Source organism: Gordonia zhenghanii (assembly GCF_021738965.1).
GTDB classification, from domain to species: domain Bacteria; phylum Actinomycetota; class Actinomycetes; order Mycobacteriales; family Mycobacteriaceae; genus Gordonia; species Gordonia zhenghanii.
The window spans coordinates 92,951-106,511 of record NZ_JAKKOQ010000001.1 but is presented as its reverse complement, the minus strand read 5'-3'; the positions used below and the strand labels follow the sequence as shown (position 1 = coordinate 106,511).

General features: G+C 66.7%; 2 protein-coding genes (1 of these 2 only partly in view). Both read left to right on the top strand.

Features of this window, described 5'->3' with window-relative positions:
* Nucleotides 1-1,451, top strand: partial view of a non-ribosomal peptide synthase/polyketide synthase gene (locus L5G32_RS00505; protein ID WP_237009057.1) — the 3' portion only. The gene continues 22,822 nt to the left of window position 1, outside the view; the window shows 1,451 of its 24,273 coding nt (coding positions 22,823-24,273); its start codon lies beyond the left edge, outside the window; it ends in the stop codon at nt 1,449-1,451.
* Nucleotides 1,448-13,561, top strand: a complete 12,114-nt coding sequence (locus L5G32_RS00500) for a non-ribosomal peptide synthetase (RefSeq protein WP_237009056.1) — start codon at nt 1,448-1,450, stop codon at nt 13,559-13,561. Before L5G32_RS00505 ends, L5G32_RS00500 begins: the two co-directional genes overlap by 4 nt.

Below are 13,561 nucleotides of genomic sequence, written 5' to 3'. Positions count from 1 at the left end.
GCATGTGGTTCATCAATCAGTTGGAACCCGAATCCGCGACCTACAACATCCCGATCGCAGTGCGTCTCGACGGGGAACTGGACGTCGACGCGTTGCATCAAGCGGTCCGAGACGTAGTGGCACGGCATGAGATTCTCCGAACCACGTTCCCGGCGGTCGATGGACAGCCGTCTCAGCTCGTCCATGACGCCCGCTCGGCGGTCGCGGATCCGGACTGGCAGGTCGTCACTGATGAGACCGATCTGCTGGCCGCTTCGAGTGCGGGGTTCGATGTGGCGGCCGCACCGCCGTTCCGTGTGCGCTTGCTGCGTGCCGGAGTCGACTCGTACGTTTTGGTCGCGATCCTGCATCACCTCGTCGGCGACGGTGAGTCGATGAGGCCGCTCATCGGTGACATTGTGACCGCTTACCTGGCACGGTCTGCGGGCAGCGCACCGGCATTCGCGCCGCTGGAGGTGCAGTTCGCCGACTATGCACTGTGGCAGCGTCGTGAACTCGGCGCACCGGACGACCCGACCTCCGTCGTCGGTCGTCAGCTCGACTATTGGGCCGATCGGCTCGCAGGTGCGCCGGGCGTTCTCGACCTGCCGATGGATCGGCCGCGGCCCGTGGTGGCCTCGCACGACGGAGCGTCGGTCAGCGTCCCGCTGGATGCGACGGTCGGCGCGCGAGTGGAAGATCTTGCACGTGAGCAGGGGGTGACTCCGTTCATGGTGGTGCACGCGGCGTTGGCCGTGCTGCTGTCGAGACTCTCTGCGAATGACGATGTCGCAGTGGCGACGCCCATTGCCGGTCGTGGACAGCAGGCGATCGAGCCGCTGGTCGGCATGTTCGTCAACACGCTCGTGCTGCGGACCGAAGTCGCGCCCCGAATGACGTTCACGAACCTGCTCGATGCGGTTCGGGACACAGATCTGGAGGCGTTCGCCCACGCTGACGTGCCGTTCGAAGCGGTCGTCGAGCGGGTGCAACCGGTGCGTTCGCAGTCGTTCGCGCCGCTCGCGCAGGTGATGGTGACAATGGTCGACCAGGCTGTCGACGAGACGGCGACCGCAGGCCACTTGGCCGTCACCCCGCTCGACCCGCTCGTGGTTCCGGCGCAATTCGATCTGTCGGTGACTGTGGTCTCGACGCCGCTCGACCAGCGGGGACGACTCGACGACCGGGGACAACGCGACCAGCGGGGACCGCGAGCGGACGAGCGTCGCCCCTGGGAGATTCGGGCGATCTATGCGACCGAGCTGTTCGACGAGTCGACCGCCGAACGATTGGTACAGCGACTCGCAGACGTTCTCGACCACGTGTCGCGCCTGCCCGGCGACCCGATCAGTTCGGCACCGTTGATGAATGCCACAGAACGCGAAGCGGTGCTCGGCTGGTCGCGTGGCGTGATGCGACCCCAGACCGCTGCCACGCTCATGCGGGTCGCGGCCGAAGTGGAGCGACGATGACCGACCCGAGGACTGATGAGGAGAAGCAGAACGTGCCGGACTTGATCGCATCGCCTCCGACCCCGACTTACGCATTGGTCTTCGGTGAGCGGCGCCTGACTCGCGCTGAGTTCGACGCACGGGTGGCGGGGCTCGGACGCGAACTCATCGCAGCCGGCGTGGGACCCGAGGTCGCGGTGGGCGTGCAGATCGATCGGTCGGTAGAACTACTCGTCGCAATCCACGCCGTCATCGCCGCGGGCGGGCATTACGTTCCACTTGACGCACGTCTGCCCGACGATCGTTCCCGGTACATGGTTGCGACGTCGGGTGCGGCTCTTGTTCTGGTCGCGGACGGACTCGACGATGCGCGGGAACGGTACGACGGACTCGCCGTTGTCCGGCAGATCAGCTGCTCAGGGCCATTCGAGCAGGCAGCGCCGATATCCGATTCCGAACGCACGGCACCTGTGCTCGGCGACACCGCGGCCTACACCCTGTTCACATCGGGATCGACGGGGCGACCGAAGGGCGTCACCGTCGCACATGAGGCGATTGCTAACCGGCTCGAATGGATGCACGAGTGGTATTCCCTCGGCTCGGGCGACGTCTTCGTGCAGAAAACGCCGATCACGTTCGACGTATCCGTGTGGGAGCTGTTCCTGCCCGTTGCGTTAGGCGCAACCCTTGTCATCGCCGAACCCGGAGGCCACGGCGACCCCGAGTACATGGCGGACTTGATCCGCGCGGAGGCCGTGACCGCTATCCACTTCGTGCCTTCGATGCTGGCGGCGTTTACCGACGTACTCGGAGAGCGCTTGCGTGAGCTCACAAGCGTGCGCACCCTGTTCACGTCCGGGGAGGCACTCACGGCTTCTATTGCTGCACCTGTGCTGACCGCGCTACCCAGCCTTGAACTGCATAATCTGTATGGCCCAACGGAGGCTGCGGTGGACGTGACTGCGCAGCACGTCGCGTTCGGCAGCGTCGGTGTGCCCATCGGCGTACCCGTACCCGCGACATCGACGTACGTCCTCGACCAGTCCCTCTCGCTCGTACCCGCAGGGGTTCCCGGCGAGTTGTATCTCGGAGGAGTCCAGCTTGCGCGTGGATACGCTGCGCGCACAGATCTGACTTCTGAACGATTCATCGCCGATCCGTTCGGTGAGCCCGGATCACGTCTGTACCGAACCGGCGACCTCGTGCGGTGGAACAACTCGGGTGAGATCGAGTACCTCGGTCGCACCGACTTCCAGGTGAAGCTCCGCGGGCAGCGCATCGAGTTGGGTGAGGTCGAAGCGGCGATCGCCGATGCACCCGGGGTGGTGCATGCGGCAGCGGCTGTCGTCGACTCGCCAGGAGGACAGCAACTTGTCGGATATGTTGCACCAGACCACGTTGATATCGAGCGCTTAGCGGAGAGCGTCGCTCAGCGTCTCCCCGAATACATGCGTCCGACTACCTGGGTGCGGCTCGCCGAGATGCCTCTCGGTACTGCAGGGAAGGTCGACCGCCGGGCGTTGCCTGCCCCCGAGTTCGGGACCGTCGAATACGTCGCACCGGAGACCTCGGACGAGCATGCAGTCGCCAAGCTGTTCGCCGACCTTCTCGGTCTCGACCGCGCCAGTGTGACCGAGTCGTTCTTCGACCTCGGCGGCAACTCGTTGGCCGCTACCCGAATCGCTGCGCGAGTGTCCGATGAACTCGGCGTGGACGTCAAGGTGAGAGACGTCTTCGATGCCCCAAGTGTCCGCGAACTCGTGGCGACAGTGTCAGGGCGCGCCCCTGCGTTGCCGGCACTGCGTCGGGCGGAGAACCGTCCGACGATGATTCCGCTGTCGTTCGCGCAGCAGCGGATGTGGTTCATCAACCGATTCGATCCGTCGACCGGCATGTACAACATTCCCGTCGTCCTGCGAGTCACCGGTGCCCTGGACGTGGTGGCACTTCGTAATGCTGTCGGCGATGTAGTTGCCCGTCACGAGACGCTGCGGACCACCTTTCCCGACCTGGACGGTCAGCCGTTCCAGATGATCAACCCCGTCGAGGCCATCGAACAACACCTCGACTGGCGCCATGTGGGTTCGGTGGACGCCATCGAAGACGCGGTGGCCCGCGGATTCGAACTGTCCCGGGAGTGGCCGATCCGAGTGCGGATCTGGGAGGCCGCGCCGGGCGAATACGTACTCGCCGTCGTGATGCACCACATCGCCTCCGATGGGCAGTCGTTCGCTCCACTCGTCGGCGACCTGATCACCGCATACGTGGCGCGCGCAGCTGGAGAAGCACCCATCTTCGTTCCGCTCGAGGTGCAGTTCGCCGACTTCGCGATCTGGCAACACGAGGTGCTCGGCTCGCCTGATGACTCCGATTCGATTGTGGGACAACAGCTCACGTATTGGCGAGAACAACTCGCCGGGCTTCCCGACGTGCTCGACCTCCCCTCGGACCGGCCGCGACCTCAGACTGCGACCGGCCGTGGAGCGCAGACCGACTTCACCATTCCTGCCGACGTCGCCGATGGGATCACCCGGTTGGCCGCTCGCCACGGTGTGACTCCGTACATGGTGGTCCACGCGGCACTCGCTGTGGTTCTCGGCAGATTGTCCGGTAGTGATGATCTCGCCATCGGCGCGCCCTTCGCAGGGCGTGGTCAACGTGCGCTCGACCCGCTCGTCGGCATGTTCGTCAATACCGTCGTCTTACGGTCGCAGGTGGACACGACCGATTCGTTCGCTGATCACCTCGCTGCGATTCGGAACACCGATCTCGCAGCGTTCGCGCATGCTGACGCGCCGTTCGAGGCAGTCGTCGACGCGGTCGATCCGGCGCGTAGCGAGGCCTTCGCGCCGCTGGCCCAGGTATGGCTGTCCGTGGAGGGCGGGGCGACGGGCGATACCGCCGTCGATCTGCAGGACCAACTGACGGTGGAGCCGTTCGAGAGCGGTCCAGTGATCGCCAAGGTGGACATGCTGTTCGGTGTCAACACTGCTCAGGCCGGAGAGTCCTGGGACGGTTCGGTGGTCTACGCAACCGATCTGTTCGACGAGTCGACCGTCGCCGCGACCGCCGAGCGACTCACCCGGGTCTTAGCGTCGGTCGTCCGCGACCCGGACGTCCTCGTCGGCGACATCGAGATGTTGAGCGAGTCCGAGCACACCCAGATCGAGGAATGGGCGGGCATCCACACGTTCCGCATCCGCCCGGACGGAACCGGAACGCTGGCCGACCTCCTCGAACACTTCGAGCTGGGGTCGATGCACCGTACCGCGGTGGTCGACGGTGATCGCACGATCACTTACCGTGAGCTCGCCGATCGGACCAACGTGTTGGCTCGGCAACTCATCGATCTCGGGGTGGGGCCCGATGTCGCTGTCGCGGTATCGGTTCCGCGTTCGTTGGAGATGGTGATCACCGCCCATGCGGTGATCACCGCGGGCGGGCACTACGTCCCCGTCGCGATCGATGCACCAGCCGAACGCGCGCGCTACATCGTCGACACCGCCGGTGCGCAGCTGGTCCTCGTGTCCGCGTACGCGCCTGACGTCGCCGACTGGGCGGATCCGGCGACACGAGTCCTCGAGATCGATGCATCCGGGCCGATCGTCGGCGACACGTCGGGAATCACCGATGCCGACCGGATCGCGCCGCTGCACGTCGACGACGCGATGTACACGATCTTCACGTCCGGTTCCACCGGGCGCCCGAAGGGCGTGACGGTCTCGCACAGCGCTGCGATGGCGATGCTGCACGCCGACCACCACGACCACTCGTTCACAGCGGACGATGTGGTCCTCGCCGTCCTCGACTTCACCTTCGATCCGTCAGTCCTCGATCTGTTCCGTCCCGCGATCAGCGCCGGAAAACTCGTGATCGTCGGACAGGGCGAGCAGCGCGACCCGTGGGCGATGCGCGCCTACGTTGAGCGACATCAGGTGACGTCGATCATGGTGGTCCCGTCCATGCTCGCGCTGATGCTCACCGAGCTGTCGGATGACGAACTCGCGACCATGCGGTCGATTCGCACTGTGCAGTTGGGTGGCGAAGCGCTGTCCCCGGCAGTCGCCGACGCCATGCACCGTGCGTGGCCGCAGTCGCAATTGCACAACCAGTACGGGCCGACCGAGACGATCGTGTACTCGACCATCGCTGAAATCGGTCCGGGTGCGCAGACCGTGCCGATCGGCCGCCCGACAGTGCATTCCACCGCGCAGATTCTCGACGCCCGGCTGCGACCCGTCCCAGTCGGCGTTCCGGGCGAGCTGTACCTCGGTGGAAGCCAGATCGCGCGTGGATACACCGGACGGTCGGGACTGACCGCCGAACGTTTCGTCGCAGACCCGGCCGGTCTGCCCGGATACCGCATGTACCGGACCGGCGACGTGGTCCGCTGGGCCCCTGACGGGCAGATCGAGTACCTGGGTCGCATCGACTTCCAGGTGAAGCTGCGTGGACAGCGGATCGAACTCGGCGAGATCGAATCGGTGATCGCAGCGGCTCCCGGCGTCCGCGAGGTAGCCGCCGAAGTCGTGGACATGGCGCCTGGTGGCCAAAGCCTGGTCGCATACGTGACCGCACGACCCGACACCACCGAGACCGACCTTCGCGACTTCGCATCCGAGCACCTGCTCCAGTTCATGCGCCCGGCGATCTGGATGCTGCTCGACGACATGCCGGTGAACGCGGCGGGCAAGGTAGACCGGAAGCGGTTGCCCGAACCCGTCGTCACCGAGTTCGAGTACGTCGGTCCCGCGAACCGCGATGAGGAACTCGTCGCCGCGGTGTTCGGCGACATCCTCGGGCTGGACCGGGTGAGCGTCACCGAATCGTTCTTCGATCTGGGCGGCACTTCACTCAACGCCGCCCGGCTCGCGTCCCGGACGTCTGCAGCACTCGGTGCGGAGATCCGCATCCGCGACGTATTCGACGCGACGACCGTCCGCGAACTCGTGGCTGCGTCGGCGGGCCGCACTCCGGCACTGCCCCCGGTGACGCCGGTCGTGCCGCGTCCGAATCACATCCCGCTCTCGTTCGCGCAGCAGCGCATGTGGTTCATCAACCGCTTCGAGCCGGAGAACAGCACCTACAACCTGCCGAACGTCCTGCGTCTGACCGGACCGCTGGATCTCGAAGCCCTTCGGGCGGCGTTCACCGACCTGGTGACTCGTCACGAAGTCCTGCGCACCAGTTTCCCGGCCGTCGACGGCGTGCCCGGTCAGGTCATCGGAGCTACGGACACGGTGACCGAGCGGCTCGACTGGGGCCTCGCCGGATCGATGGCCGACATCGAAGCCGCAGTGACCACCGGGTTCGATCTGTCACGCGAGTGGCCGATCCGGATCCGGATCTGGCCGGTCGGCGCAGACGAACACGTGCTCGCAATCGTCGTCCACCACATCGGAGCCGACGGCGAATCGTTGCGACCGCTGATCGGCGATCTCGTGGCCGCGTACATTGCACGACGCGGGGGACTGGCTCCGGAATTCGTGCCGCTCGAAGTCCAGTTCGCCGATTACGCCATCTGGCAGCACCAGGTCCTCGGGTCGCCCGACGACCCGGGCTCGGTGGCCGGCCGTCAGCTCGACTACTGGCGTGACGCACTCGCCGGCATTCCCGATCTTCTGGAACTGCCGTACGACCGATCGCGCCCGAAGGTGGCGTCCGGGCAGGGCGCGGCCACCGGATTCGAGATTCCCGCGGACGTCGCGCGACGCATCGAAGCGGTGGCGGGACAGGTCGGCGCGACGCCGTTCATGGTGTTGAACGCGGCACTCGCGACGCTGTTGGCGCGCATGTCGGCGACCGACGACGTCACGATCGCGACGCCGGTCGCAGGCCGGGCCGGTCAGGAACTGGACGCCGTCATCGGCATGTTCGTGAACACGCTCGTACTGCGAAGCCGCATGGATCTCGGCGAGACGTTCGCCGACCTCGTCGTACGCACTCGCTCGAATGCGCTGGCCGCGTTCGAGAACGCCGACGTGCCGTTCGAGACCGTCGTCGACGCGGTGAACCCGGTGCGCAGCGAGGCGTTCGCGCCCCTCGCCCAGGTGATGCTGACGCTCGACCCGGGAGCAGCAGCGCAGTCCGTGGAGATTCCCGTCGGCGACCTCGTGTTCTCCGGTGTGGAGACGGACACCTCGCCCGCTCAGGTGGATCTGACGTTCATGGTGAACTCAGCTCAGACCGGCGACTGGCACGGAGCAGTGGTCTTCGCGACCGACCTGTTCGATGAGTCGACCGCACAGACCCTTGCCGAACGTTTCGTCGCGTTGCTCGACGGGCTGACCGCAGATATCGATGTGGCGGTCGGGGACGTCCCGATGCTCGACGCAGGTGAGATCTCGGCGCTACGGGCAGTGGAGGTCGGCGAGGATCGGCACGTGCGTGCTGAAGACCTCGCTTCGGCGCTTGCCGACAGTGTGGCCGCACACGCCGACCGCGACGCGCTTGTGTTCCAGGAGCGGACCGTGACGTACGGCGAGTTCGGTGCACGCGTGAATGTTCTTGCCCGAGAGCTGATCCGCGCAGGTGTTGGCCCGGACGTGGCAGTCGTGGTGTGCATTCCGCGTTCGGTGGAATTGATGGTCGCGGTGCACGCAGTGGTGGCCGCAGGCGGCCAGTACGTCCCCGTCGACACCGCTACTCCTGCCGACCGTGTCGAGTACATGATGTCGACTGCGGGCGCGAAGGTCGCGCTCGTGCACGCAGGCGAGTCGGTGCCGGGCCCGATCGCGGGTCTGGGCGAGTCGATCACGGTGATGGCGGTCGACGCCGGTTCGCCCGTGGACCTCGCGGCGCCGCCGGTGACCGACGCCGAGCGGATCGGAGCACTGCGTCCAGCGCACGCGGCGTACACGATCTTCACGTCGGGTTCCACCGGTCGGCCGAAGGGTGTCACGCTGCCGCACGATGCTGTGGTGAACCGACTCCGGTGGGGGTTGGACGAGTTGCCGATCGACGGCGACGACCTGGTGGTCCTGAAGACCCCGTACACCTTCGACTGCTCGGTGGCCGAGTTGTTCGCACCCCTCATGCAGGGTTCGCGGCTGTTGATCGCTGAGCCCGACGGGCATCTCGACCCGGTGTACATGGCGGATCTGATCGCCGATTCCGGTGCGACGATGGTGCACTTCGTGCCGTCGATGCTCTCGGTGTTCCTGGAGTTGGCCGGGCCGGAACGATTGGCGCGGTTGGACCGTGTTCGGATCATCTCGACCACGGGTGAGGCTCTGCCGCCAGCGGTGGCGGCAGAGACACGTGCTGCAGTTCCGGGCGCGGTGCTCTACAACCTGTACGGGCCGACCGAGGCTGCTGTCGAGATCACCTATCAACGGCTCGACGAGATCGCCGACACCGTGCCGATCGGTGTGCCGGTGTGGAACTCGACGGCGTACGTCCTCGACGGCCGACTCAACCCGGTCGCCGCAGGCGTCCCGGGAGAGTTGTATGTGGGTGGCGTGCAGCTGGCGCGCGGCTACGCGGACCGTCCAGACCTGACGTCAGATCGATTCCTCGCCGACCCGTTCGGTCCCGCGGGGACGCGAATGTACCGCACCGGTGACCTGGTGCGCCGCAATCAGGCCGGTGAACTGGAATATCTGGGTCGCACCGACTTCCAGGTGAAGCTGCGTGGACAGCGCATCGAGCTCGGCGAGATCGAGGCCGCGATCGCGCAGGCGCCCGGTGTGGTGCACACGTCGGTGACGGTCGCGCAGGCGCCGGACGGTGGCGAGCACTTGGTCGCCTACGTCGCCGGGGCTCCGGGAGAGCTCCTCGATCTCGATGCGATCCGGTCGGCGATCGCGACGCCGTTGCCGGAGTACATGCGTCCGACGGTGTGGATGCCGCTTGATGAGATTCCGCTCAACAGCGCGGGCAAGATCGATCGTAAGTCGTTGCCCGCCCCGGAGTTCTCAGCCGGGGAGTACGTGGCGCCGGAGACCGCCGACGAGGAGGCCGTCGCAGGCGCGTTCGCGGACGTTCTCGGTGTGGACCGAATCGGTGTCACGGACAGTTTCTTCGATCTGGGCGGCAACTCGTTGTCGGCGATGCGTCTGGCCGCGCGAGCCGGTGACGCGCTCGGCGTCCAGGTCTCGGTTCGGGACGTGTTCGAGGCGCCGAGCGTCCGCGAACTCGTCGCAGCGACTGCCGGTCGTACGGGTGGTCTTCCGCCGGTGACCAGGGTGCAACCTCGGCCCGAGATGATCCCGTTGTCGTTCGCCCAGCAGCGGATGTGGGTCATCAACCAACTCGACTCCGGATCCGGGATGTACAACATCCCCGCGGTTCTGCGACTCACCGGCAGCCTCGACGTTCCGGCGCTCCGTGCCGCGATCGGCGACCTGGTGGTGCGGCACGAGGTGCTGCGCACCACCTTCCCGCAGCGCGACGGGTCGCCCTATCAGCGCATCGCCGCCGAAGTCGATGCAGTGGAGCAGATCGACTGGGCCGTCGTCGACGGTCAGTCCGGAATCGAACGCGCCGTCGACACCGGGTTCGACCTGGAGAACGCGTACCCGTTGCGCGTCCGCCTGTGGGAGGTCGCCGACGGCGAGCACGTGCTCGCCGTGGTCGCCCATCACATCGCTGCGGACGGCGAATCGACGACGCCGCTCGTCGGCGACCTGATCACCGCCTACTTCGCGCGGACCGCAGGCCATGAGCCCGCGTTTGTTCCGCTCGAGGTCCAGATCGCCGACTTCGCGATCTGGCAACGCACGGTGCTCGGTGACTCTGACGACGAGGACTCCGTCGTCAGTCAGCAGCTTGCGTACTGGAAGGAGCGACTGGCGGGACTCCCGTCGGTCATCGATCTCCCGACAGACCGGCCGCGGCCTGCTGTTGCGAGCGGCCGGGGATCGTCCGTCGAGTTCGAGATCCCCGGTGACGTGGTAGACGGTGTCAACGATCTCGCCAACGGTGCGCGGACCACGTCGTTCATCGCCGTGCACAGCGCGCTCGCCGTGTTGCTGTCGAGGTTCAGCGGTCAGGACGAGGTCGCGGTCGGATCGCCGATCGCCGGTCGAGGCGACCCGATCCTCGATCCACTCGTGGGAATGTTCGTCAACATGTTGACGCTGCGGACCGACATCGATCCGGCCTCGCGATTCCGAGACGTCCTCGCCGCGACTCACGCCGGCGACGTCGAAGCGTTCGCCAACGCCGACATCCCGTTCGAGGAGATCGTCGACGCACTCGACGTGGAACGCTCACAGGCGTTCGCGCCGTTGAGCCAGGTGTGGCTGACCGTCGCAGACGAAGGCGTGGACCCGGAGGCATCGATCACCGGACCGCTCACGGTGGAGCCGGTCGGCACCGAGAACACGCCTGCGAAGGTCGACCTGCACGTGCACGTCTCCACCTCGCAGACCGGCAGTTGGCGGGGAAGCATCCTGTACGCCACCGATCTGTACGACGCGGCGACAGTGCGCGATCTCGCGGACCGGTTCGTCGAGATGCTCCGCACGGTGACCGACGACCCGACGGTGGCCGTTCGCGACATCGATCTCGGTGGTACCGACGGGCTCACTCCGGTATCGGTTGGCGATCCGACGCCGCCGGTGCTGTTGGGCGACCTGTTCCGGACTGCCGCTCGGCGTGCTCCGGAACGGACAGCTGTCGTCGACGGCTTCGGCGCCGCGTTGTCGTACGCCGAACTGGATGCTCGTTCGAACCGTCTGGCGCGCTGGCTGATCGGCCGCGGCGTCGGCCCGGAACGTCCGGTGGCATTGGCCATCGTCCGGTCCATCGAACTGCTGACGGCGATCTGGGCCGTGGCGAAGACCGGTGGCTGCTACGTGCCGATCGATCCGGAGTATCCGGCCGATCGAGTCGCGGGAATGATCGAAGACTCCGGCGCCGTGCTCGGCTTGACCACGGCACGGACCGGAGACCTCCCGTCTGACGGATTCGACTGGGTCCAGCTCGACGACGCCGATATCCGCTCTGCGGTGGATGCGGTGTCGGAAGCGGCTGTGACGCCCGGCGAACTCGTCGCGCAGGCGCGGCCGGAGAATCTCGCCTACGTGATCTACACATCGGGATCGACGGGGCGGCCCAAGGGCGTCGCCGTCACGCATTCGGGTCTGTCGAATTTCGCGGAGCAGGAGTCGCAGCGACTGGATGCGGGCGACGGATCCGTCGTGCTGGGCTTCGCGTCCCCGAGTTTCGATGCGTCGGTTCTCGAATACCTGTTGGCGACGGTCAACGCGGGGACTCTCGTGTACCGGACCGCAGACGCCGTCGGCGGCGCCGAACTGGAGAGGCTCATCGCCGACAGCGGTGTGACACATACCTTCCTGACCCCGTCCGTGCTCGCGACACTCGACCCGGACCGCGTGCCGAGTCTTCGATCGATCGCGGCGGGCGGCGAAGCGGTCCCGCAGAGCATCGTGGACCGGTGGGCGCCGGTGACGACGATTCGGAACCTCTACGGACCCACCGAGACGACGATTGGCATCACCATCAGCACCGCGCTGGCCGCCGATGTGCCCGTGCGCCTGGGTGGTCCGATCGGCGGCGTCGGTCTGACCGTCCTCGACGGACAACTGCGCCCGACGCCCGTCGGCGTTCCCGGCGAGCTGTACGTCTCCGGTCCGGCGCTCTCCCGCGGGTACCTCGACCGTCCCGGCCTGACGGCTGATCGCTTCGTGGCCGACCCGCATGGTCAACCGGGGGACCGGATGTACCGAACGGGCGACGTGGTGCGGTGGCAACGGACCGCCGTCGGTTCTCTCACGCTCGAATACACCGGGCGGTCGGACGATCAGGTCAAGCTGCGTGGTCTGCGCATCGAACTCGGCGAGATCGAATCGGCGCTGACGGGGCATCCGGCAGTGCAGTCGGCCGTCGTCGTCGGAGTCGGCGGATCGGTGGCCACCGCGCTCGCCGCCTACGTGGTTCCGGCCGACGGCACTGACGTCGATGGCGACGAACTGAAGGAGTTCGTCGGCAGGAGCCTGCCGGCCCACATGGTGCCGTCGTCGGTCGCCGTCCTCGACGCCTTCCCGCTGACCCCAGTGGGCAAGCTCGACAAACGTGCGCTTCCCGAACCGGTGATCGAGCGGGTCGAGTTCGTGGCGCCCGCGACGGAGACCGAGCGAGCGGTGGCTCAGGTGTTCGCCGACGTCCTCGACGTATCTGTCGACGAGGTCTCCGTCGACGCGGGATTCTTCGACCTGGGCGGCAACTCGCTCGCCGCAGCGCGCGTGGTCTCCCGGCTTCGTGAGGCGGTGGGCACGGACGTCCAACTCGCTTGGCTGTTCGACGATGCGACGGTGCGCGGTCTTGCTCGGCGGATCGCCGGGGGCGACGTCGGACTGAACTCGGTCCTGATCGGACTGCGGACCGACGGCGCGCAGGCTCCGTTGTTCTGCGTCCACCCGGCGGGCGGCCTCGCGTGGTTCTTCGGCGGCCTCGTGCCCTACCTGACCGATCGCCCTGTGTACGGGCTGCAAGACCCGCATGTCGTCGCGGACGAGGTGTCCGTCACCGACGTCCCGACGTTGGCGGCACGGTACGTCGACGAACTCCGCACAGTGCAGCCGGAGGGGCCGTACCACCTCCTCGGTTGGTCGATCGGCGGCACACTCGCCTACGAGATGGCCAGGCAACTACGCGAAGCCGGACAGCGGGTCGGGTACCTCGGCGTCATGGACGCGTCCCTGACCGTCGAAGCGTCCGCAGAACCGACCGAGGAGACGTCGGGCGGGGACACGGTCGGCGACCTCCTGGGCAGTTGGCGCGACCTGTTCGATCTCGGCGACGACGTGCACGCGTCGAGTCCGGAAGAGGTCGCGGCGGTGGTTCGTGACCAGATCGCCGGCATGGGCCTGCTCGCCGCAGATCAAGTGGAGCGGGTCATGACCAGCTTCGCTACATCCGGCCAGATGTTGGAGGGTTTCCGGCCCGAGCGGTATCGCGGCGACGTCCACTACTTCACTGCGACCGCCGACAAGACGGACCCAGAAGGCTTCCGAGGCGAGTGGGCAAAGTACGTCGACGGAAGCATCGAGAACGTCGACGTCCCGACGCACCACCTCGGGATGGCCGACGCCGAAGCGCTTGCGATAGTCGGCCCCGCCGTCGACCGCGCCTTGCGGCGGTCGGTTGGTCCCGCACGCGATTGA

Coding starts and splice junctions, on each gene's coding strand:
- L5G32_RS00500 (WP_237009056.1), top strand. CDS start 1,448: ATGACCGACCCGAGGACTGATGAGGAGAAGCAGAACGTGCCGGACTTG.